The sequence below is a fragment of the Brevibacillus sp. SKDU10 genome, from assembly GCF_001645205.1.
Classification (GTDB): domain Bacteria; phylum Bacillota; class Bacilli; order Brevibacillales; family Brevibacillaceae; genus Brevibacillus_B; species Brevibacillus_B halotolerans.
In genome coordinates, this window is the sequence record NZ_LSSO01000013.1 from 99,164 (window position 1) to 121,688 (window position 22,525).

23 protein-coding genes are annotated in these 22,525 nt (G+C 42.9%); all 23 read right to left on the reverse strand.

What is annotated here, in order from left to right:
• Nucleotides 1-55 precede the first annotated feature (55 nt).
• Nucleotides 56-1,576 (reverse strand): NADH-quinone oxidoreductase subunit NuoN, encoded by a 1,521-nt coding sequence (gene nuoN, locus AYJ08_RS02055; protein WP_064016393.1) that lies wholly within the window; start codon nucleotides 1,574-1,576, stop codon nucleotides 56-58.
• A 3-nt stretch (nucleotides 1,577-1,579) separates the two neighbouring features.
• On the reverse strand, nucleotides 1,580-3,133 hold the full coding sequence (locus tag AYJ08_RS02060) for a complex I subunit 4 family protein (RefSeq protein ID WP_064016394.1): 1,554 nt from the start codon (nucleotides 3,131-3,133) through the stop codon (nucleotides 1,580-1,582).
• Nucleotides 3,123-5,039 (reverse strand): NADH-quinone oxidoreductase subunit L, encoded by a 1,917-nt coding sequence (nuoL, locus tag AYJ08_RS02065; RefSeq protein ID WP_064016395.1) that lies wholly within the window; start codon nucleotides 5,037-5,039, stop codon nucleotides 3,123-3,125. Before nuoL ends, AYJ08_RS02060 begins: the two co-directional genes overlap by 11 nt.
• 24 nt (nucleotides 5,040-5,063) lie before the next feature.
• Complete coding sequence (gene nuoK / locus AYJ08_RS02070; protein WP_003334264.1) at nucleotides 5,064-5,375, reverse strand: NADH-quinone oxidoreductase subunit NuoK; 312 nt, start codon at nucleotides 5,373-5,375, stop codon at nucleotides 5,064-5,066.
• Nucleotides 5,376-5,380: 5 nt separating this feature from the next.
• The gene (locus tag AYJ08_RS02075) at nucleotides 5,381-5,887 is read right to left on the reverse strand and encodes an NADH-quinone oxidoreductase subunit J (RefSeq protein WP_031309634.1); all 507 of its coding nucleotides are present in this window, start codon (nucleotides 5,885-5,887) and stop codon (nucleotides 5,381-5,383) included.
• A 3-nt stretch (nucleotides 5,888-5,890) separates the two neighbouring features.
• Nucleotides 5,891-6,304, reverse strand: a complete 414-nt coding sequence (nuoI, locus tag AYJ08_RS02080) for an NADH-quinone oxidoreductase subunit NuoI (protein ID WP_003334261.1) — start codon at nucleotides 6,302-6,304, stop codon at nucleotides 5,891-5,893.
• Nucleotides 6,305-6,350: 46 nt separating this feature from the next.
• Entirely contained in the window at nucleotides 6,351-7,358 is a 1,008-nt protein-coding gene (gene nuoH, locus AYJ08_RS02085) for an NADH-quinone oxidoreductase subunit NuoH (RefSeq protein WP_031412913.1), read from the reverse strand.
• The gene (locus AYJ08_RS02090; RefSeq protein WP_064016445.1) at nucleotides 7,359-8,468 is read right to left on the reverse strand and encodes an NADH-quinone oxidoreductase subunit D; all 1,110 of its coding nucleotides are present in this window, start codon (nucleotides 8,466-8,468) and stop codon (nucleotides 7,359-7,361) included.
• 14 nt (nucleotides 8,469-8,482) lie between these two features.
• Complete coding sequence (locus AYJ08_RS02095) at nucleotides 8,483-9,652, reverse strand: NADH-quinone oxidoreductase subunit C (protein ID WP_064016396.1); 1,170 nt, start codon at nucleotides 9,650-9,652, stop codon at nucleotides 8,483-8,485.
• Complete coding sequence (locus AYJ08_RS02100; RefSeq protein ID WP_003334257.1) at nucleotides 9,649-10,167, reverse strand: NuoB/complex I 20 kDa subunit family protein; 519 nt, start codon at nucleotides 10,165-10,167, stop codon at nucleotides 9,649-9,651. The genes AYJ08_RS02095 and AYJ08_RS02100 overlap by 4 nt, the downstream gene beginning before the upstream one ends.
• A complete protein-coding gene (locus tag AYJ08_RS02105) occupies nucleotides 10,158-10,529 on the reverse strand; it encodes an NADH-quinone oxidoreductase subunit A (RefSeq protein WP_003334256.1) in 372 nt (123 codons plus the stop codon). The genes AYJ08_RS02100 and AYJ08_RS02105 overlap by 10 nt, the downstream gene beginning before the upstream one ends.
• A 260-nt stretch (nucleotides 10,530-10,789) precedes the next feature.
• On the reverse strand, nucleotides 10,790-14,071 hold the full coding sequence (locus AYJ08_RS02110; protein WP_064016397.1) for a S8 family serine peptidase: 3,282 nt from the start codon (nucleotides 14,069-14,071) through the stop codon (nucleotides 10,790-10,792).
• Nucleotides 14,072-14,296: 225 nt separating this feature from the next.
• On the reverse strand, nucleotides 14,297-15,043 hold the full coding sequence (locus AYJ08_RS02115) for a DUF6042 family protein (protein WP_064016398.1): 747 nt from the start codon (nucleotides 15,041-15,043) through the stop codon (nucleotides 14,297-14,299).
• Between the two features lie 150 nt (nucleotides 15,044-15,193).
• Entirely contained in the window at nucleotides 15,194-15,598 is a 405-nt protein-coding gene (locus tag AYJ08_RS02120) for a F0F1 ATP synthase subunit epsilon (protein WP_031412908.1), read from the reverse strand.
• Nucleotides 15,599-15,623: 25 nt separating this feature from the next.
• Nucleotides 15,624-17,033: a F0F1 ATP synthase subunit beta gene (atpD, locus tag AYJ08_RS02125; protein ID WP_003334251.1), complete on the reverse strand. Its 1,410-nt coding sequence runs from the start codon at nucleotides 17,031-17,033 to the stop codon at nucleotides 15,624-15,626.
• A gap of 51 nt (nucleotides 17,034-17,084) precedes the next feature.
• Complete coding sequence (atpG, locus tag AYJ08_RS02130) at nucleotides 17,085-17,951, reverse strand: ATP synthase F1 subunit gamma (protein ID WP_064016399.1); 867 nt, start codon at nucleotides 17,949-17,951, stop codon at nucleotides 17,085-17,087.
• 76 nt (nucleotides 17,952-18,027) lie between these two features.
• Nucleotides 18,028-19,539 (reverse strand): F0F1 ATP synthase subunit alpha, encoded by a 1,512-nt coding sequence (gene atpA, locus AYJ08_RS02135; RefSeq protein ID WP_003334249.1) that lies wholly within the window; start codon nucleotides 19,537-19,539, stop codon nucleotides 18,028-18,030.
• Nucleotides 19,540-19,568: 29 nt separating this feature from the next.
• Nucleotides 19,569-20,096, reverse strand: a complete 528-nt coding sequence (locus AYJ08_RS02140; protein ID WP_064016400.1) for a F0F1 ATP synthase subunit delta — start codon at nucleotides 20,094-20,096, stop codon at nucleotides 19,569-19,571.
• Nucleotides 20,093-20,596, reverse strand: a complete 504-nt coding sequence (gene atpF, locus AYJ08_RS02145) for a F0F1 ATP synthase subunit B (RefSeq protein ID WP_003334247.1) — start codon at nucleotides 20,594-20,596, stop codon at nucleotides 20,093-20,095. Before atpF ends, AYJ08_RS02140 begins: the two co-directional genes overlap by 4 nt.
• Before the next feature lie 116 nt (nucleotides 20,597-20,712).
• Nucleotides 20,713-20,934 (reverse strand): F0F1 ATP synthase subunit C, encoded by a 222-nt coding sequence (atpE, locus tag AYJ08_RS02150; RefSeq protein ID WP_003334246.1) that lies wholly within the window; start codon nucleotides 20,932-20,934, stop codon nucleotides 20,713-20,715.
• 36 nt (nucleotides 20,935-20,970) lie between these two features.
• Nucleotides 20,971-21,813 carry a F0F1 ATP synthase subunit A gene (gene atpB, locus AYJ08_RS02155; RefSeq protein ID WP_064016401.1) on the reverse strand — a complete coding sequence of 281 codons (843 nt, stop codon included), beginning with the start codon at nucleotides 21,811-21,813 and terminating at the stop codon, nucleotides 20,971-20,973.
• 87 nt (nucleotides 21,814-21,900) lie between these two features.
• The gene (locus tag AYJ08_RS02160) at nucleotides 21,901-22,263 is read right to left on the reverse strand and encodes an ATP synthase subunit I (RefSeq protein ID WP_082890834.1); all 363 of its coding nucleotides are present in this window, start codon (nucleotides 22,261-22,263) and stop codon (nucleotides 21,901-21,903) included.
• An 11-nt stretch (nucleotides 22,264-22,274) separates the two neighbouring features.
• Nucleotides 22,275-22,487, reverse strand: a complete 213-nt coding sequence (locus AYJ08_RS02165; RefSeq protein WP_064016402.1) for an AtpZ/AtpI family protein — start codon at nucleotides 22,485-22,487, stop codon at nucleotides 22,275-22,277.
• Nucleotides 22,488-22,525 lie beyond the last annotated feature (38 nt).

Sequence of the window (22,525 nt, forward strand, 5' to 3'; positions counted from 1 at the left end):
AAGAGGACAGCCGATAGCCATCCTCTGTGTTATCTCTATTCCCTGACATTCTTGCTTACAGCATATCGCCCCAATTAAACATTGGATTAAAGTGAGTATGGATATACTGAATGAGAACCTCTGGCACAAGTCCGAAGACAAAGGTTCCAAGCGCCGCCAGCACTACAATGATTGTTACTCCTATTGGCAATCGTAATGTCTCCTCTGTCTCCCCAGCTCTCATATACATCTGTCGAATGATTCCAAAGTAGTAATAATAAGAAACGACACTCGTCGCAAGCATGATTCCTGCCAGCCAGAAGCTGCCGCTGCCAATTGCGCTTAGGAAAATATAAAACTTCCCAAAGAAGCCGGCGGAAATAGGAATGCCTGCTAATGAAAGCAAGAATAGTGTCATTGCCACTGCCGCCAACGGAGAACGATGGTATAAACCGGCAAAGGCTTTAATATCCTGTGTTTTTCTATCCTCTGTCACCACCATAATCAGTGCAAAAGCACCAAAAGCCATCATCAGGTAGGCGACTAGATAGAAAATGATTTGCTCAAAGAAGAAGGTCTGATGCAAAATAACCAGTGGTACCAGTAGGTAACCTGCTTGAGCTATCCCAGAGTAAGCCATGAGACGCTTCACATTTTTTTGTCGTAGCGCCAGCGTATTTCCGACAATCATAGACAAGCCGGCTACGATAGATAGAAGCCATAGCATCCCGCCAAAGACGCTTTGATTGGTTTCTTGATTAAATAGCCCAGCAAAGCTTAAAATCATCACGCGAATGAGGAGCGCAAAACCAGCTCCCTTGGAAACCACCGCCAAAAAAGCAGTAACTGGCGTAGCGGCTCCCTGATACACGTCAGGTGCCCACATATGATTAGGTACCGCCGAGATTTTAAACGTCAAACCTGCCACGAGAAAGACAAAACCGATCAAAATCATTGGACCGAATCCACTTTGGTATGCTTCTGACAAACGTTGGGTCATTTCATACAGATTGGTTGTACCGCTAAATCCGTATAGATAGGACATTCCAAACAGCGTAACAGCTGTAGCAATCCCCCCTGCTACTACGTATTTAAAGGCAGATTCGTTGCTGTCGGTCCGTTTTTTCCGCATACCAACCATGATATACGATGCCAAAGAGAGTAGCTCTAGCCCTACGAATAACGTGATTAAATCAGCCGAAGAGGCCATCACCATACAGCCAACTAGTCCCATCAGCATCAAATAGTAGAACTCTCCAAAATGGACAACCTCATCTGTTTTCTTTATATAGCTGATCGACATTAGTAAAGCAAACGCAACCCCAGCGAACAATATCAGTTTAAATGCACTACCAAAATGATCAACACGCATCATATCTGCCATATATATGACAGGTTCTTTGAGCGAGGTCACATTAGATACAATAAAATACCCAGCTATAAGCACGCCTAGTAGTGATAGCCAACCCATGATAGTTCGATTCAGACGCTTACCTGCAATCAAGTCAACTATGGACAGGACAGTGGCAAAACCAAGAATCGTAAACTCGGGCAGGAGATAGCTCCAGTTATAGGAAAAAATATCTTTTACGTCCATCGTTTACCCTCCTATTCCCGTCACATGGATGACAATGGTTTTAAGCGTTTCTTGCAAGGGATTGCTTAACATCGCTGGATAAACACCGATCAGGATGATAAAACCAAGCAATACAACAATCGGGATTACCTCCATCGGCTGTGCATCGGCCAAATCCAGATGCTTTTCTTTTGTCGGTCCATAGGTTATTGCCAGCACGGCACGCAGCACATAGACTGCAGTAAAGATAATACCTAAGGAACCAATCGCTGCTAACACAGGCTGACTCGCAAATAGACCTAGGAAAGCAAAAAACTCACTGATAAAGCCCGACATCCCCGGCAATCCTAAGGAAGCCATCCCAGCCGCTAGGAAGACGCCGCTTACGAAAGGCATTGATCTAGCTAATCCCCCTAGCTGATCTAGCTGAGAAGTACCCGTGCGATCCCAAATGATTCCCACTAAAAAGAACATGAGCGCTGAAATAAAGCCATGTGATATCACTTGGAATAAAGCTCCTTGAAAACCAAACTGATTCATAGAAGCAAATCCTAATAAGATAATACCCATGTGGCTAATACTGGAGTAGGCTAGCACCATTTTCAGATCCTTTTGGACAAAGGCAAGCGCTGCCCCGTACAAAATATTAACTAACCCCAGAATTGCCATTCCTGTCGCAAAATATTGAACTGTTTCGGGAAAAAATCCAATCCCCATGCGTAACAGCCCATATGCACCCATTTTTAAGAGGATACCGGAGTGAATCATAACGATAGCCGGCGGAGCCTGAACATGCACTCTTAGCATCCACGTATGGAAAGGAAAGATCGGAAGCTTAATTCCAAAAGCGATAAATAGCACCAGGAACAATCCCCAACGGAACGTCTCTGGAACATGTTCAATAAATGCATTGTTCGGAGAAGTTAGTGCTTCTGTCAGGACGGGAATGCTCATAGTTGGTTCTTGTGTCACGATTGCACTCACAAAAAACAACGTGATAAATCCGACCAACATGAGAGCTGAGCCAACCCCGTTATATAGAAGAAAACGATTTGCCGCTTTTTCTCGATCTGTATAACCCCAAATCCCAATGAGGAAGTACGTAGCTACCAGAGTCATCTCAAAGAACAAGAAGAACAAAAGCAAATTCTGAGCAGCAAAAACTCCAAACATCCCGATCAATAATAGGTGAAAGAACACAAAATACTCTTTCGCCCTCTTTTTTACCCCCCACGAGGCTACAGCCGCTAGTGTTCCAATAATAGCTGTCATCAGGATCAAAGGCATGGAAATTCCATCTACACCCATTTCATAATCAATATGCAAATTGTATAACTGTTGATCGGCTGTGATGGAAGCAGGTATTTGAATCCATGTCGCATGTTCCTCAAATTGATTGCCTCTCTGTTGATAGTCAAAGGCACCAAACATCATGAATGCCAGAATCAACGGCACCAACGTTCCCAGGACTCCAATTTGTTTAACAATGCTAACCTGCTGCTTCGGAACGAACAATAAGATCAGGAGAGCCAGAATAGGCGAGAACGTCAGGAGTGATAACAGATAGCTATTTAACAAAAGGAACACCTCCCAGCGCCGTAAGACTGACCATTAGAACAACAAGCCCCAGCAAGACCACAAAGCCATAGGTCTGCATTTGACCAGACTGTAAGCGGCTTAGTAACCTTCCAACCATGTTGGTCAATCCGCCAATGCTTCTAACCAGACCTCCAATGATGTAGTGATCCAGCCAGTTAAAAGCAAGGCCAATGCCTTTTAGCGGACGAATAAATACAAATGTATAGAGCTCATCCATGTAAAATTTACGGTACGAAAGCTGATAAAGCCATGGCAGTTGTTCGGATATAATATCGGTTGGCAGATTTTTTTTGCCATACATCAGATAAGCGAGTCCTATTCCAAACAACGAAATTATTACAGCTACAATCTGCAACCATAATGCACTATGACCAGCTTCCTCTCCAAATTTATCGATAATGAACTGACCCACAGAGCCACTCATCATCCATTCCCCTAGCATAGGTGCATTTGGAAGATTAATAAATCCGGCACCAATTGCCAACAAAGCTAGCAGGAGCATCGGAATCGTCATGACACTTGGTGATTCATATGCTTTTTTAGCCCCTTCAGAAGCAGGCGCTCCTCTAAACGTAAGAAAATACAAACGGAACATATAAAAAGCGGTAAAGAACGCAGCTACAATCGCAATGATTAATAAGTCATATCGCCCGGCTGCATACACCGCTCCAAGAATCTCTTCCTTCGACCAGAAGCCAGAGAAGGGAGGGATGCCAGCTATAGCAAGACAACCAATCAAAAAAACAACGGATGTAACCGGCATACGTTTCGATAACCCACCCATTTTAAATACATCCTGAGTGTGTACCGCATGTATCACGCTACCTGCGGCAAGGAATAATAATGCTTTAAAAAAAGCATGCGTCATCAGATGAAAGGTTCCTGCTACATAACCCGCCGCCCCCGCTACGCCCAAGGCCATCATCATAAAGCCAAGCTGACTGACTGTAGAGTAGGCAAGAACGCGTTTAATATCACGTTGCGTGAGTCCAATAGAGGCGGCAAAAATGGCAGTAAATCCACCAACATATGCCACTACGTCTAAGGCGATCGGCGACTCAATAAATAGTGGAAATGTTGTCGCAACCAGATATACCCCAGCCGCTACCATTGTGGCCGCATGAATTAAAGCAGACACAGGGGTCGGGCCTTCCATCGCATCAGGCAACCATGTATGGAGCGGAAATTGACCTGATTTTCCGACCGCTCCGACAAAAATGAGAATAGCAGCTAAGGTAATGATAAACGGTTCTACTTTCCCGCCCTGAATAGCAGTAAAAATATTATCAAATTCAAAGCGTCCTGTTTGCCAAAACAGCAGGCAAATGGCAATGAATAATCCAACATCACCTATTCGAGTGACGATAAAAGCTTTTTTGGCCGCCGCCTTAGCCTCTGGTTTAAAGTAGTAATACCCTATCAAAAGGAAAGAACAAACACCCACCAACTCCCAAAAAATGTAGAGTTGTAGGAGATTTGGTGAGATCACCAAACCAAGCATGGAGAAGGTAAATAGCGCTAAATATTGATAAAACACAGGAAAACGCTGATCTCCTTGCATATATCCACGCGAATAAATCTGTACTAACAAGCTCACAACAGAAACGATCACCAGCATCATGGCGTTTAATTGATTGACTTCAAAACCTACAGGAATGACATAATCCCCTACTTGGAGCCATTTAATGCTGAGTACGTAATCCTGTGCCCCTTCCTGAAAACGAGCCACGAACGTAATACAAGCCAGCACCAGAGATGCCGCCGTCAATAGAATGCTTATGTACCCCGCTCCCTCTTTTAATTGCCGTCCGAACGAGAGGATGATGGCAAAAGCGATCAGAGGAAAAAGCGGTACGAGCCAAGCGTACTGCATACTTGTTTCCATATTTTCACCTATCCTTTTTCCTGGTTAATCTTTTAATTTATCCATCTCGTCAACGTTCACCGTATCACGATTGCGATAGAGAGCGATCAATACTGCAATCCCAACAGCCACCTCTGCCGCAGCTACCGTCATGGTAAACAATGTGAATATTTGACCAGTAACAGCCGCATGCAAACCATATTTCGAGAATGCAACTAAATTAATATTTACAGCATTCAGCATAAGCTCAATGGAGAGCAAGACGATAATGGCATTTCGTTTGGTCAATGCTCCGAACAGCCCAACACAAAATAAAATGAGGGCAACAAGCAAATAAGAAGAGATATGAATATCCATCTGTCTTACTCCTCCTCTTTCTTAGCCAACACGATTGCGCCTACCAAGGCTACTAGTAACAGTACGGACAGTAATTCAAACGGAATAACGAACTTTGTAAATACTTCGATTCCGATTTCCTTGACGTTACTAACAGATGGATTGGGGGTTCTTGCCGGCACAGAAGACCAATTTGTGTTTTGAATAGCCATAAAAATAGTTGTAAACAACGTCACAACTCCTGCCAAGCTAAACCAAAACCGCGCTCTTCTTTTTTTCCCTTCTTCTGTCGCATTGTGCTTTGTCAGCATGATTCCGAATAACATCAGAATCGAGATTGCCCCTGAATAGACCAGTATTTGGGAAACAGCAACGAATTCAGCACCAAGCAGCACAAACAAACCTGCGATACTAATAAACGTTACCCCAATAGAGATCACCATGTGAACCACTCGATTAAAGTTAATCATAAAAATCGCCCCACCAATGGTCAGAAGGCCCAGTATAAAGAACACGGCATACGACCCGCTTATCAATTAGTTTTCCTCCCTCACATTGGTATTGTTATCGTCCAACCATTTTAAATCCTTGTACAATTCATCTCGACTATACACTGCCAGCTCAAAATTATTAGTCATGACGATTGCATTTGTTGGACAGACCTCCGTACATAGATCGCATAAAATACAGATTTCAAAGTTAATATCATACGTATCAATGATTTTGCCTTTTTTCTCGGGATCAGGGTGCGGCTTCCCAGTTAGCTGAATGCACTCAGTCGGACAGACCCTGGCACACTGATTGCACACGATACATTTTTCCGGAGAGAAATGCTGGATTCCTCGGAATCGAGGCGGCATCTGGAAGGGTACATCTGGATACATTGTCGTTAACTTCTTCTCAGACAGCTTTTTGAGCGTGTATCCTAGGCCTTTGGCAAATCCTAGCACGTAAATTCCTCCTCATTATCAAAATAGATAGCTTATAGCTAAAACTCTACATAAAACCTTTTTGAAATGAGATGACTACAGCCGTAAGCAAGATATTCAATAGAGCGATTGGTAGAAGCCCTTTCCAAGCAAAGCCCATTAATTGGTCTGCACGGAATCGCGGCATCGTAGCCCTAATCCAGAACTGCATAAATACGTAGCACATAAATTTAAGGATAAACCAAATAACCGGCGGAATAAAGCTCAGGCTCGGATGAATAGGCAGCCATCCTCCCAAAAACAGAATGGTAATCAATGCCCCCATGCCAAACATGTACACGTATTCTGATAACATAAACATGGCAAAACGGAAGCCAGAGTATTCCACATGATACCCTGCGACAAGCTCCGACTCAGCTTCTGGCAAATCAAATGGGGAACGATTCAATTCCGCCTGTGCTGCAATTAAGAATACACCAAATCCTAAGATTTGCGGAATAATATTCCACATGTCCTGCTGTGCATAGACGATATCTTTTAGATTAAGGCTGCCAGTCATTAAAACAACACCCACAACTGACATAACCAGCGGCACCTCATAGCTAATCATCTGCGCTGCCGAACGCATGCCGCCAATTAAGGAATATTTATTATTAGAAGCCCATCCAGCAGTAATGACACCCATGACTGAGATACCAGACAAGGCAATGTAATACAAGACCCCAATCCCTAAGTCGGCAAATTGTAGCTTATCCGTAAATGGCATAACCGCCAGTACCGCAAACGCAGGAGCATACGCCAATATAGGAGCTAGTGTAAACAGGGCGCGGTCAGCATTTTTTGGTCGAGTATCTTCTTTAATAAGCAATTTGACAACATCAGATACCGTTTGTAAAAGCCCTAGTGGACCTACACGATTAGGACCATAGCGCAATTGCATCCAGCCAATTACTTTTCGTTCAAAATAGATCGCATATGTAACAAAGGCAAGCACCACTAACAGTAACACTATTGCGGCCATGGAGAACAGTAAAACATTGGTAAATGATGGGGTCTGTTGAAGCCAACTAGTCATTTATGCATCTACCTCCCCTACCACAATATCAATGCTACCCAAAATGGCCACCATATTGGACATATTAACACCTTTCAATAAGGAAGGTAAAATCTGCAAATTTACAAAGGATGGTCTTCGCAGTTTCATTCTCCATGGCTTATCCTTACCCTGACTAGCTATATACACACCTAATTCTCCACGTGGTGCTTCAATTCGTACGTATGCTTCTCCTGCTGGCGGCCGAATCACTCGAGGAACTTTACCAATAACCTCTCCTTCTGAGGGAAATTGATCTAGAGCTTGCTCTAAAATGCGCAGTGATTGCTCAATTTCTTGGAGACGCAAATGATAGCGAGCCATGCAGTCCCCGTCTGTAGATACAGGAACATCAAATTCAAAACGATCGTAAATGGAATATGGCTCATTTTTACGAATATCCCAGTTCTCTCCTGTACAGCGAAGCATGACACCAGACAGAGAATAATCAAGAGCTGTTTGACGATCATAGGTACCAATACCGGTTAATCGACTAATAAAAATTTCATTCCCGCTCACCAAAAGGTGGTAATTAGCTAATTCCTTTTTCAGATATTGAACAAATGCCTTTGCTTTATCAATCCATCCAGGAGGAGCATCCCATTTTACTCCACCAATTCTCATATAATTGTACGTCAAACGTGCCCCAGAAATCTCATTGAACAAATTAATAATGGTTTCTCGATCGCGGAACGCGTACAAAAATGGTCCAATCGCCCCGATGTCCAAAAGATAGGTGCCCCACCAAACTAAATGGCTAGCGACACGATTTAGCTCCATTACAATTACACGTAAATACTCAGCCTTTTCCGGAATTTCTAGTCCCATCATCGTTTCAACGGCATGACACAACACATAATTATTGGTCATAGACGAGAGATAGTCCAATCGATCTGTATAGGGAATGATTTGCGTGTAAGTCAGATTCTCGGCTAGCTTTTCTGTGCCACGATGCAAATAGCCCATTACAGGAATGGCTTCTTTAATGGTTTCTCCGTCTATCTTTACAATTAAACGAAATACTCCATGGGTACTTGGATGCTGAGGTCCAACATTCAGGATCATTTCTTCTGTGCGAATACTAGTCGTCATTGGAGTACTCAAGGTTATACCCCCTCATCAAAAGGCTCATAATCTTTACGCAACGGATGTCCAATCCACTCATCTGGCATCATGATTCTAACCAGATTGGGATGTCCTATAAAGTGGATTCCTAACAAATCATATGTTTCGCGCTCATTCCAATCTGCTCCTCGCCACACATCTACAACAGAAGCCACAGATGGCGCTTCACGCGTAGTTTTCACCTTAATGGCCAGGCTTTGCTGATGCGCATACGAGTACAAATGATAGTAGACTTCCATCCGGTCTTCATAATCGACGCCGTGTAGGTTGGAAAGGTAATCAAATTGTAAGCTTGACTCCTGCTTTAAAAAGAGTGCAATGTCATGCCAAAGCTGATTTTTTATCGTCATGGTGGGAACTTCTTTTGATAAAGTGTTAACGTAGGATTCTTCGATGCTTTCTTTGCCAAATCTCTCTGTAATGATTTGTACAAAACGATCTAGGTAGGGTTGATTCTTTGAGGGGGGAACTTCTGCTGCTACAGTTTCTCCGCTTGTTTTCGCCTTTGCCGCCGCGGCTGCTGCCGCTTTTGCTTTCGCTGCTGCTACTGCTTTCGCTTTTTCTGCTGCTTTAGCCTTGGCATCTGTATCAGCCTCTGTAGGTAGTCCTGTGGTCACATCTTCACTTGCTTGTGTATTTTTTTCTTGAATAGACTGGGCAGGGTTTTCTGTAGTCGTAGCGCCACTTTCGAGCTTTGCTTTTGCCGCCGCGGCTGCCTTCGCCTTTGCTGCCGCCGCTGCCTTTGCTTTCGCTGCTGCTTTAGCCTTGGCATCTGCATCAGTCTCTGTAGGGAGTCCTGCGGTCATTTCTTCACTTGCTTGTAAGCCCTTCTCTTGGACAGCCAGCTCCTTACTCGCTTCCGTCGTAATATTTCTTTCGAGCTTTGCTTTTGCCGCCGCGGCTGCCTTGGCCTTTGCTGCTGCTGCCGCCTTTGCTTTCGCTATCGATTGATCATCGGGTACGGAAGAACTAGAGGAAGGCTCATCTTGTGTCATTGTTTGTGTTGGAGGTTTATTTGTTTCCTCATCAGCTACATTCGCTTCTGCTTGCTGTGCCAATTTAGCTTTTACAGCCGCCGCCGCTTTTGCCTTCGCTTCCGCCACTGCTGCTGCCTTTTCTTCAGGTGTAGGCTTTCTTTTTTCTTCACTCATTGCTGATCCACCCGCTTTCCGGTCTTTGCTTCATAGCGGATTTTTTCTTGTAATTTATTAATGCCATAGATCAACGCAACCGGACTTGGCGGGCAACCTGGAATATAAACATCCACAGGGCATATTTGATCAACACCCTTTACTACACTATACGATTTAATATAGGGACCACCCGCCGTAGCACAGGAACCCATGGCAATAACCCATTTTGGTTCAGGCATCTGATCATACAAGCGTCTTAATAACGGCGCCATTTTTTTGGTTACTGTTCCGGCCACAATCATCACATCCGACTGTCTAGGAGAAGGGCGAAAAATGACGCCGAATCGATCTAGGTCATAGTGAGAACCGCCTGTCCCCATCATTTCAATCCCACAACAGGCTAATCCAAACGTAAGCGGCCATAGCGAGTTGCTTCTTACCCATCCTTTTAGTGTCTCTAAACTCGTAAACAGAACATTCCGATTTAATTCTTCCTGTAAATCTGGTTCGATGCTTTTCAAATCTAATTCCATTCAAGCACCTTCTTTCTCCATGCGTACAACAGGCCAATAATCAGAAGAACAATGAAAATACACATTTCCACGAGAGCAAAAAGCCCTAATTCATTAAAAGCTACTGCCCACGGATACAAAAACAACGTTTCTACATCAAAAATAACGAACAGTAGAGCAAAGATATAATACTTTACGTTAAAACGAACCCAACTGTCTCCAATCGGGATATTCCCGCTCTCGTATGTTGTCTGCTTTTCAGCGCTCGGTTTATTGGGACGTAATAAAGGCCCTATGATGCTTACCGTGGCAACTGGAAGCAAAACACCAAGAAGCAGAAAGATGGCAACAATCACATAATTGTTTGCATAAATAGCATCCATCTTATTTCCCTCCATTGTGCTGTAGGTCTTCGAATTTCTTCATAATTATAGCAAATCAGTACATTTCTGTACAACGAAAGCCCTTACAAACACTCAGACTTTTATTAGCCTGCGTACATTTATATACCTATTTTATCAGATTTTTGTTTATTTTATGAAAAAATATTACAGTAATAAAATATAAGGGTCTTACCTGCAGCAGAGATGTGCAGGTAAGACCCTTTGTTACTTGGCTAGTTCCTCTTAAAAATGCAACTGCCTTACTGAACAGTAGGTTCGGCCACTTGTTGGTCAGTTTGTTCAGCTTGCTGTTCAACTTGTTGTTTAACTTGTTCTTCTACTTCGCTTGGAGCAGGAAGTCTACCTTTTCCTTTTCCCTTACCTTTATTCGGTTGCAGCATTACATCTACAACGACTGCCTTTTTAATCGAAGGCACCTTTACAGAAGATACATAAACGGTAAGATACACTGGCTTTTTCTGTTTTTTCTTTGGCAATTTTACTAGGAAGCCATCGTTGTCGATCAAATCAGGGTTAGAGCTTTCTACCACTTTATAAGTAATTTCATCTGTTTCATTCGGTAGCTTCAACACTTGCTTATTCAATTCGCTTACATTGACAATCTTTGCAGAGAAATCATCGGCTGCTTCGTTAACTAATTCCCTGATGTCTTCACGGCCTTCTTCATCAACTGGACCTTGAATGGAAATAGCACTCCAAGCCTCATATTTAATTTTTAAATCGTCCTCTTTTTCAACTGGGTTCTCTGGATCATACTGATATCCAAAGATTCTTACTTTATATTTTCCGTTTTCCGGCTTTGTCAGTTTACCAGTTTTTGCACTTACATATTCCCCAGTTAGGTTTTTAAAGGAAAGCTTTCCTGGTTTCAACAACTGAAGATTTCCTTTTTTGTCTGTCTTTTTCTCTACAGCCATTGTACCTAGCTTCTCGTCATCTAGACCCCAAAGCTGCAGCTCAATAAGATTAATATCCTTTGCCTGCAAATCGGCAGATGCAGAGAAAGTGAGTGAATCCGGATTAACCTGGGTGCTGGAGAGCTTAAAGCTATCAAAACCGAATTTGTTTTCTTCTCTTTCATCACCTACATGAATAACAAACGGCAGATGCAAGTCAGGGTGTCCTTCCTGGCTCTTCAGACGAACTTCACCTTCATATACGCCGTCCTTTACTTTTTTCTTAGCCTCTATCTGCAAATTAAATTGTACGGACTTTCCAGGTTTTACGGTAAAGTCATCCTCTGACAGCTTCACTTTCAGGGTGCCCACATTAGTAGTTGTCGCTGGTTTTCCTGGTACAGACGTTACCTTTTCGTGCATAATAACTTCTGCTTCATATTCAACCTCTTCATCAGAAGTATTTTTTAATTGAAGTGTTCTAACTAACGGTTTTTTCATGTCTCTGGAAACTAAACCAAAGCTAACATTTGTTCCGTAGTTGGTAACATACTTTTCATTCATGTTTTTATCCAGGATTTTGGTCTTTTCAACTGTTTGTAGCAGAGCTGGCGTTTTTAGCGCTGCCAAACCATCTACACGACCAGAGCCTTGGGAATACACATCATATAGAACACCATTGCCATCCTTGATCTCAACAGCAGTATTGGCCATAGCCGCCTTTACATCAAATGGCGTCCAATCCGGGTGAGCCTGTTTTAAAAGCAATACTAGACCTGCTACATGCGGTGTCGCCATACTTGTACCGTTTAGGCGTTGGTATGCATGATCGTAATTCGCATCTGGGAAATCCTTTTGCCATGTTGGCTTAGCTGACAAGATGCTTACCCCTGGAGCCGAAACATCTGGCTTAATTGAATACTCATCATCCATAGCTGGTCCACGCGAACTAAAGTCAGCCATTAGATCGCCTTTTTCTTCCGTCTTAGGATACTCGCTGCTAAACGTAATGGCAGCTTTGCTTGGATCAGCTTGAATTTGCTTCACCAATTCACGGCCTTCTTTTCCTTTCATATCAAAGGTAGGAATTGCATCCATTTGATCGCCAAGATAGGAATTAAAGTAATCGTCACGACCTACTGGATCTGGATCCGCAATGCCGTCTCCATTTGCATCATTGCCATTATAAATAATAATAGCTTTTGCTCCCGCCTTTTTCGCGTTGGAAATCTTGTCCACAAAGGCTATTCCACCACGTGAAACTAAAACCACTTTGCCCCTCACATCTACTTTAGCAAAATCAGCATTCAGTCCTAGATTAGCAAATACAAGCGGGAGGGTTTTTGTACCCACTATCTTCGCAAAATCATTTAGACCTGTTTCATAACTTGCTACTTTAAACTCATAGTTTTTACCGAAGGAGGTAGTAGCTGTACTGGTATACAGTTCTACAGGCGGTGTAGTTGCTCCTACGGAAATAACTAATTTGGCTCCTGCTGGAGATCCGGCTGTGTAATAATATTGATTTGGATTATTATTAGCAGCATTTCCGTTAGCTACTACTGGAATAACCCCAGCCAATACAGCATTATTTAATGCGATAGCATCAGGCGAGTCAGAGCTCTTTTCCAAATCAGAGCCTAGCGACAAATTGATAACATCCATGCCATCTTTAACAGCACGTTCAATACCATCAATTACTTGAGCCGAGCTTCCGCCATGTCGTCCTAATACACGGTATGAATAAAGGTCAGCCTCATAGGCAATTCCACGAACATGAACGTCGGATGTTTTATTGGAAGCTCGCCCCACAATTGTACCGGCTACGTGAGTACCGTGATGTGAGCCTTTATAACCTTTCCCCTCTGGATCTTCTTCAACTGGGATTGGCTTTTGCTCATATGGGTCGTCATCATCATCGTAGGAATCATAGCCACCTTTATAGGCATCCTTTAAGTCAGGGTGCAAATAGTCTACACCGGTGTCAATAACACCTACTTTTAAGCCTTTGCCAGTGTAGCCTAGCTTCCACATCTCAGGTATTCTCATTGCTTTTAGAGGGTTCGCGTCATAATTTCCCGGCGGTAGCTCGGCTGTCTCAGATACAACCTCTACCTCTGGTTGGGAATAGTAGTTAATGTTGTTATAAACGGCTTTTACATTAGGCAGTTCAGCCAGCTTAGGGATTTCATTTGCAGGCAGAGTCACTACCATTCCATTAAATACTTCTTCAAACTTCTTCTCGATATCTACATCAAGGCCCTTGTCTTCAATAAGTCCTTCAAAATCATCCTGATCATCAGATACGAGTGAACGGGCTTCTCTTTCAGAACTTTTCGACTTTCCTTTCGTTACAACAACCGGGTCAGCTTTTAATTGGACAATAACCGTCACCATTTTAGAAGACTTGGTATCCAAAGCAGGAGATATGTACGCAGGGCCAGTAGAAACTTCCTCATCAGTTTCTCCCGTTACCTTTGCCTTTGTTAACTCGTTAACGTCTAATAGAGCGTCCAATTCTAGACCTTCTTTTGGAGTCGCCGCCATAACATTATACGGGATAACTCCTAGCAACAAGCTAGTAGCTAGTGCTATTGATGTAATCTTTTTAGGTTTTCGTAACAACTATGATCCCTCCTGAAAATAATAAATTTTAAAAAAATATAATGGCATACTGAGTTTTCTAAAAAATCAGTACATATTAATTTCTCTATATTTTTCTTTATCCCTTTAGGTCTAAAGTCATGTTTTTACAAAATTAAAAAAAACTGCCCTTCCGTATAATTGTCTATACGTTAAAGGGCAGTCATTTTTATTTTTTTATGGTAAAATTTGTATTTTGAATAACGTTTATTGAAGAGCTTGCGGATTATCTGTACCCAAGAAATCCTCGTAAATACGCTCCCATACCACTTTGAATTCCATTTTTTCATTATCCGGAATTTCTTGGAAACGTTCAATCGGCTCTTCCAGGTATGGTGTTAATTTGATCAAGACTTCTGTTAGCATATTATCGTTAATGCCTCCTAGAATTTCCTTGATCTCATTTTTGGATAACGCGAATTCATTCTCTTCTTTTTCATGTAGATACATTACTAACTGGCTAAATACTGGATGAATCAACGACTCCAAACGAATGTGATACAAAGCGAACATTTCATCATCGCGAAGCTCGAATGTATCTACTACTTCTGGGAAGGGATCTACTGGTACATCTAGGCTTGTTCCTTTATCAATTACTAGTCCCCACTTAATGAACATATCTAACGCTTCCTGAGCTGTTGCCGGATACTCATAGTTAGAGCGCTTCAAAAAGTTAGCGTACTTCTCCAATAGAGCCACATAGTTTTCATAGTTCTCTTCGTCATGGAATTTATTTTTATCCAATGTATCGAAAGTTCCTTCCAATGCTCTAGTAGAGTAGATGGACTCCAACATTTCTTCTTTTGTCTCTAGCTTGCTCACCGCATAGCAAACGGCTTTAAACAATACGTTCATCTCATGAGAGAACACGGTGCTCCAGCCATGCATGTCATAGCCTTTCGGAATAATAATATCGTCGCTACCTTTTGTGCGAAGATCTTGTATCGTTTGCATATTACACTCTCCTTATCCACAACTGCGTTTCACAGAGTACCTCTTAGTAATCCTAGAGTACATTAGGTTTATTATACACATAACTAGAGGCAGATTTCCAACTTCCAAAAGAAAATCCCCAAGCATATTCAAATGCCTGGGGATTTTCGCTTACTTGTGGCGTGCCACATCTAAACGTACAACTGCGCGTTGTAGGGCATACTCTGCGCGTTGAACGTCAAGATCTGGAAACTTCTCATTGAGACGTTTTTCGGCACGTTGTTTTGCTAATTCTGCACGAGCTGCATCAATGTCTGTTGATTGCTCTGCTGCTTCTGCTAAAATCGTTACCTTTTGTCCGCGAACTTCCATGAAGCCGCCGCTAACTGCGATTACGGTCTCTTTGTCGCCTTCTTGCTTAATCCGAACAGGAGCAATTTTTAACGGAGTCACTAGCGGCGTATGGTTAGGAAGAATACCCAACTCACCTTCAACGCCTCGTGCAATTACCATTGTGGCTTCTCCGCTATAGACAACCCGTTCAGGAGTAACGATCTCTATTACCATTTTGCTCATTACCGTCTCCCCTTTCAGGGTTGTCTTACTTCATGTTCTTTGCTTTTTCAACTGCTTCTTCAATCGTACCTACGAATAGGAAAGCTGACTCTGGCAAATCATCATGTTTACCATCAAGAATTTCTTTAAAGCTACGTACAGTCTCCTTAACTGGTACATATTTACCAGGGAATCCAGTAAATTGTTCAGCAACGTGGAAAGGCTGGGACAAGAAACGTTGTACACGACGTGCGCGCGCTACAGTTTGTTTGTCCTCATCGCTCAACTCATCCATACCTAGGATCGCGATGATATCTTGCAATTCCTTATAACGTTGTAGGATTGTCTGTACGCCGCGAGCTACTTCATAGTGTTCTTGACCTACAATGTCAGGTGCTAGTGCACGAGAAGTAGAAGCTAGCGGGTCAACCGCTGGATAGATACCCAACTCGGAAATACCACGATCCAGGTTAGTTGTTGCATCCAAGTGAGCAAACGTAGTAGCAGGTGCTGGGTCAGTATAGTCATCCGCTGGTACGTAGATCGCTTGAATAGAAGTAACGGAACCTTTTTTCGTGGAAGTGATACGCTCTTGCAAGCTGCCCATTTCAGAAGCAAGTGTTGGTTGGTAACCTACCGCAGATGGCATACGTCCAAGAAGGGCGGATACCTCAGAACCAGCTTGCGTGAAACGGAAAATGTTATCGATGAACAGAAGTACGTCACGGCCTTCTTCATCACGGAAATACTCAGCCATTGTAAGACCAGTCAGTGCGATACGTAGACGTGCACCTGGTGGTTCGTTCATTTGTCCAAATACCATCGCTGTTTTAGCGATAACACCGGAATCCTTCATTTCGTGGTAAAGGTCATTCCCCTCACGAGTACGCTCACCTACACCAGCGAATACAGAGATACCGCCGTGCTCTTGTGCGATGTTATTGATCAATTCCTGAATTAGTACGGTTTTACCTACACCCGCACCACCAAATAGACCAATTTTACCACCTTTTACGTATGGTGCTAGCAAGTCAACAACCTTGATACCTGTTTCTAGGATCTCAGTAGAAGTTGCTTGGTCTTCATAAGCAGGTGCTTGACGGTGAATCGGATCACGACGAGGAACATCGTTCATTTCTACTTCGTCGATTGGATCGCCTAATACGTTAAATACGCGGCCCAATGTAACTTCACCTACAGGTACAGAAATTGGCGCACCTGTGTCGATTGCTTCGATGCCACGGATTAAACCGTCTGTAGAAGACATCGCAACTGTACGAACTTGGTTATCTCCCAAATGAAGCGCAACTTCACATACTAGATCAATGTCGCGTTCTCCGGAGCTTTGTGCTTTATAAGAAATTTTGATCGCATTATAGATAGCAGGCAGATGACCATTGTCGAACTCAATGTCAACAACCGGTCCCATTACCTGAACTACGCGCCCTTTCGCCATCTTAAATCTTCCCTCCTAAAAGCTAATTGGAAGCCTTTATAACTGTCTTTGTTATACTTGTGAGTTCGCACCCGCAACAATCTCGGAGATTTCTTGCGTGATGGCTGCCTGACGAGCACGGTTATAGAAGAGTGTCAAACGATCGATAATATCAGATGCATTATCAGTCGCATTACCCATCGAGGTCATACGCGCTCCGTGCTCTGAAGCTTTCGCATCCAATACAGCACTATAGATTAGCGTTTCTGCATATTTTGGCAAAAGCACTGCGAGAACCTCTTCTGCAGAAGGCTCATAATCATAGTTAACTGTAGAGGCCTGTGAATCCGATTCAATTGATTGAAGTGGCAACAGGCTTTTCACCTGTGGAACTTGCGAAATAGCAGATTCAAATTCGTTATAGCAAAGATAAAGTTCGTCGATCTTTTCTTCCGCATATAATTTAACTGCTGTGTACGCAATTTGCTTAATGTCAGAAAAACTAGGGTTTTCCGGCATTCCAACTACCTCTTCAATAACAGGATAGTTACGTTTCACAAAGAAATCGCGGCCTTTGCGTCCGATAACAAAGATCGCATACTCATCTTTAGATTTATGCTTTTCGTTAACCGCCTGAAGAACCTTACGGATGATATTCCCGTTATATCCTCCTGCGAGTCCACGGTCAGAAGTAATTACGATATATCCTGTCTTCTTCACCGGACGGGTTTGAAGCATCGGATGTTTAAAACTAGTGCTTCCTGAGGCAATACTTGCTACTACCTCCTGAACCTTTTGAGCATACGGGCGAGCCGCTTGCGCTTGGTCTTGGGCACGGCGAAGTTTTGCAGTAGACACCATCTTCATCGCTTTCGTGATCTGACGCGTGTTTTTAACGCTTTTTATACGTCGTTTTACTTCACGAATACCTTGAGCCACTCATTTTCACCACCTTGGGAAATGCATGCTGAATTCTTCTGAACCCAGCATGCACAAAATCTATCGATGCCGAAGATTAACGGCTTGGAGCAAAGCCTTTTTTAAACTCTTCGATCGCTGCTCCTAATTCTTTTTCATCCGGTAATTCGTTTGTTGTACGGATATGTTCGAACAACTGTGGTTTATTGGAGTCGATGAAGGCAAGCAATTCTTTTTCGAAACGACGAACGTCTTCCACAGCAATTTCGTCTAGGAAGCCTTTTGTCGCAGCGAAGATAGAGATAACTTGCTTTTCAACAGGCATTGGTTGGTATGAAGGTTGTTTTAGGATTTCAACAACACGCTCACCACGAGTCAAACGAGCTTGTGTTGCTTTATCCAAATCGGAACCGAACTGCGCAAACGCAGCCAACTCACGATATTGTGCCAAGTCCAAACGAAGTGGACCAGCTACTTTTTTCATTGCTTTAATCTGTGCGGAACCACCTACGCGGGATACAGAGATACCTGCGTTAACCGCTGGGCGTTGACCTGCGTTAAACAAATCGGTTTCCAAGAAGATCTGTCCATCTGTGATGGAGATAACGTTCGTTGGAATGTACGCAGATACGTCAGAACCTTGAGTCTCGATGAAAGGAAGTGCTGTTAGAGAACCAGCTCCTAGTTCATCAGATAATTTGGCTGCACGCTCTAACAAGCGGGAATGCAAGTAGAATACGTCACCAGGGTATGCCTCACGACCTGGAGGACGGCGAAGCAATAGGGACAACTCACGATAAGCTGCCGCTTGTTTAGATAAGTCATCATAAATACATAGGACATGTCCGCCCTTGTACATGAAGTACTCACCCATTGTTACACCCGCATAAGGAGCTAGATACAGCAATGGAGCTGGATCAGAAGCTGTCGCGGAAACAACGATTGTATAATCAAGAGCACCATGCTTACGAAGTGTTTCAACTACGCCAGCAACTGTTGATTGCTTTTGACCAATGGCAACGTAGATACAAATCATGCCGTTACCCTTTTGATTGATGATGGTATCCAAAGCAACAGATGTTTTACCTGTTTGACGGTCACCGATGATCAACTCACGCTGACCACGACCGATCGGTACCATGGAGTCAATAGCTTTAATACCTGTTTGCAATGGCTCATGAACGGATTTACGCGCCATTACACCAGGAGCATTGTTTTCGATAGGACGGAATTCCGTAGTCGCAATTGGACCCAATCCGTCAATCGGTTGACCAAGTGGGTTAACTACGCGACCTAATAGCGCTTCCCCTACTGGTACTTCCATTACACGGCCCGTACGTTTAACCGTGTCACCTTCTTTAATGTCACGGAAAGCTCCAAGGATAATTACCCCTACGTTATCGCTTTCCAAGTTGAGTACCATACCCATAACGCCGTTTTGGAACTCAAGAAGCTCACCGGCCATTGCTTTTTCCAAACCATGTACGCGCGCAATACCGTCACCAACAGTGATAACCGTACCTACGTCAGCGATTTCGATCTCAGCTTTATAATTAGCGATGCGCTCTTTGATGAGCGAGCTAATTTCTTCAGGTCTGATTGCACTCACTTACGATTCACCCCATTCAACCCAGCGTCTTATATTTGATGCGCAAAATGCTCTAATTTCGTTTTCAAGCTACCGTCATATAAACGATCGCCAATCTTCACAACGACTCCACCAATAATAGCAGGGTCTACTACGCTTTCGAAGCGTAGCTTTTTATTCAGCATTTGACCAAACTGATTAGCAAGCTCTTCTAATTCTTCCTGGCTCAGTGGTTTAGCTGTAGTAACAACGGCATCCGCAAAGCCACGTTTATCGTTGGCCATTTCTACGTATGCTCTGGTTATTTCTGCGAATTCACTTTCACGTTTGTTGTCTACTAACGCAAAAAGAAAGTTGATTACTTCCTGCGAAGCTTTTTCTTTGAAAAGCTCCTCCAGCAACTCTTTCTTAGAAGCAACGGCAATACGAGGATGCGTAAATAATTTATGGAAGTCAGGTACCTGTTTTAATGCTTCAGCAAGGTCTTTTAACTCACCTTCAATTTGATCAATGAGTCCACGCTCTTCTGCAATCTCAAACAGAGCACGCGCGTAACGTTTTGCTAATGCTCCACTCATAAGCGATCCCCTACTTGTTTCAGGAACTGATCAATCGTGGATTTTTGTGTAGCTTCGTCCAATTCTTTTTCAATAATTTTAGAAGCCAACATAACAGATAGACTTGCCATTTGCGTACGCAGTTCTTCTTTAGCTTTCTCTGTCTCGCGAGCAATTTCTGCACTTGCTTCCGCTTTCAGACGAGCCGCTGTTTCTTCTGCCTCTTTCTTAATACGCGCTTCTTCTTCTTGTGCTTGACGAGTTGCACGCTCAATTAGAGCTTTTGTTTCTTGACGAGCTTCTTCTAACAAGCGGCGTTGTTCAGCTAGTAGTCCTTCCGCTTCTTTACGGTTACGTTCTGCTGCTTCAATTTCTGATGCAACATATTGACGACGTTTTTCCATGATTTGTGTTATAGGGCCAACTGCAAATTTCCTAACAACTAAAAGAAGTATCAGGAATGCGAGTACTTGAAAGAGCATCGTGCCCCCTTCAAGGGTTACCGCTCCAAACTCTAGCATGCTATTCACTCCTTCCTGGTTCAGAAGAGTATTTTAGTAAAGATAAAAAATCAATGATCTTTTACTGTTGCATAAACAAGGCGAAGGCCTAGCCTGCTAGCCTTCGCCCCGTAAAATTACATTTGGGAATAAAGAATGAAACCAACCGCAACCGCGATGATAGGCACCGCTTCAACAAGACCTACCCCTAGAAGCATAAGACCCATCAAGCTACCGCGAGCTTCTGGTTGACGTGCAACACCTTCAATTGTGCGAGAGATAACTAGTGAGTTACCGATAGCTCCACCTAATGCAGCTAAACCAAAGATAATACCGATTGCTAAAGCCAAAGTATTCATTAAAATAATCCTCCTTAAGTTTCTGTTGATTAAAAATTAGTGACCATCATTCGTTTTCTGCGAAATATATATGATTGTAAGGGTCGTGAAGATATAAGCTTGAACTGCCCCTACGAAGACGGAATAACCAAGCCACGCTAATAATGGGATACTGCCAATAAAGATACCGGTGCTCATTAAGAAGGCAATCAAAACTTCCCCGGCAAAAATGTTACCGAATAGACGAAGTGGAAGTGTTAATGGCTTAATGACCAGTTCTTCAAGGATATGGAGTGGGTTAAGAAAATGCTTCAGGTACGTGCCTACCCCATGACGACGAATATCCACGTATTGAGAGTAAAGAAGGATAGTAAGCGCCAGCGAGAAAGTCACACTTGCAGCAGCCGTCGGAGACTTCCACCATGCGATGTGTATTCCATGGCCATCTGGTTCAAGTGCATGTTCCACTTTTTCGATTTTCTTAGCCTGAGCCTCAGGAGTCCCAGAAATCGTCAACATCTCAACAACTTGTTCGCTAACTACCTTATTTTGAGCAGGGTCGTTGTGATGCAGCGTGACTACGTTAAGACCTAGCCCTAACCAGTTCCCCAGAATAATATAGAGAAAAACTGTTACAGCAAGTGTAATAAACCTTGCAGCCGTTTTTGCATCCATAACCGATCTTGCTAAGTTATTGATGAAATCGACAATCCACTCTAGAAGGTTTTGCCTTCCACCTGGAACACCTGTCGTTAATTGACGAGATAAAACAACCAGTAGGACAAAAACCAAAATAGCTGTCAACGTAATCATAAGCATGGTCGGAATATCGAATACGAGTCCACCGAGCTTAAATTTTAATGACCAATGATCCAAAATTTGTTCACCCCTTTCCCTCAAAAAATACTTCCTTGTCAACCTTTTAAGAGCTTACTCTTTATTCTACCTCTTAACTTGTTGAAAAACAGTTAACAAATATTGAACTAATTATCTATTTTTAAGATTGTAATACACAAAAATAATCGAAAACACTTGAAATACTAGCAGTCCAATAATAACTCCTATAATTTGAAACAATTCTGGAAATCTTAGGGCTATAAAAACTGCTATAATTGTAACTGCAAACCTCTGCACCATTCCTATTCCCTTGGTTTTCCCTATATTACCAGTAATTTTCCATACCTTCAGATAGAGAAGAAGTCCATTGATAAGACTTGCAAAGCTACCCAACAGTAATGACTGAAAAAACAATCTATAATCAGGTAGGAGAAACCATAGAACCCCGATAAGGGCAATAGACCATAAAACACAGCGGATGATATTACGTACGGCAGTATAGAATGTTTGCATGCTACATCTCCCTACAGATAAGGACGTATCATTCGGTATACGCTTACAATACCTACGCCCAACCCTAGAAACAGCCCGATAATCATGAGCCAAGGAGCTGTATGTAACCATTCATCTAAATACTTTCCAAATAAGACTCCGGCTATGATACATATTGCTAGATCTGCTCCAATCATGCTTACTAATCCGATAGCTTTCCATGGGTTATTTACCTTTTTTGACAAGTTCGCTTCTCCCTTCAAACCAGAAATGGAAGAGCTTG

Coding starts and splice junctions, on each gene's coding strand:
- nuoN (WP_064016393.1), bottom strand. CDS start 1,576: ATGGACGTAAAAGATATTTTTTCCTATAACTGGAGCTATCTCCTGCCC.
- nuoL (WP_064016395.1), bottom strand. CDS start 5,039: ATGGAAACAAGTATGCAGTACGCTTGGCTCGTACCGCTTTTTCCTCTG.
- nuoK (WP_003334264.1), bottom strand. CDS start 5,375: ATGGATATTCATATCTCTTCTTATTTGCTTGTTGCCCTCATTTTATTT.
- nuoH (WP_031412913.1), bottom strand. CDS start 7,358: ATGACTAGTTGGCTTCAACAGACCCCATCATTTACCAATGTTTTACTG.
- AYJ08_RS02090 (WP_064016445.1), bottom strand. CDS start 8,468: ATGACGACTAGTATTCGCACAGAAGAAATGATCCTGAATGTTGGACCT.
- AYJ08_RS02095 (WP_064016396.1), bottom strand. CDS start 9,652: ATGAGTGAAGAAAAAAGAAAGCCTACACCTGAAGAAAAGGCAGCAGCA.
- AYJ08_RS02100 (WP_003334257.1), bottom strand. CDS start 10,167: ATGGAATTAGATTTGAAAAGCATCGAACCAGATTTACAGGAAGAATTA.
- AYJ08_RS02105 (WP_003334256.1), bottom strand. CDS start 10,529: ATGGATGCTATTTATGCAAACAATTATGTGATTGTTGCCATCTTTCTG.
- AYJ08_RS02115 (WP_064016398.1), bottom strand. CDS start 15,043: ATGCAAACGATACAAGATCTTCGCACAAAAGGTAGCGACGATATTATT.
- AYJ08_RS02120 (WP_031412908.1), bottom strand. CDS start 15,598: ATGAGCAAAATGGTAATAGAGATCGTTACTCCTGAACGGGTTGTCTAT.
- atpD (WP_003334251.1), bottom strand. CDS start 17,033: ATGGCGAAAGGGCGCGTAGTTCAGGTAATGGGACCGGTTGTTGACATT.
- AYJ08_RS02140 (WP_064016400.1), bottom strand. CDS start 20,096: ATGAGTGGAGCATTAGCAAAACGTTACGCGCGTGCTCTGTTTGAGATT.
- atpF (WP_003334247.1), bottom strand. CDS start 20,596: ATGCTAGAGTTTGGAGCGGTAACCCTTGAAGGGGGCACGATGCTCTTT.
- atpE (WP_003334246.1), bottom strand. CDS start 20,934: ATGAATACTTTGGCTTTAGCAATCGGTATTATCTTTGGTTTAGCTGCA.
- AYJ08_RS02160 (WP_082890834.1), bottom strand. CDS start 22,263: ATGCAAACATTCTATACTGCCGTACGTAATATCATCCGCTGTGTTTTA.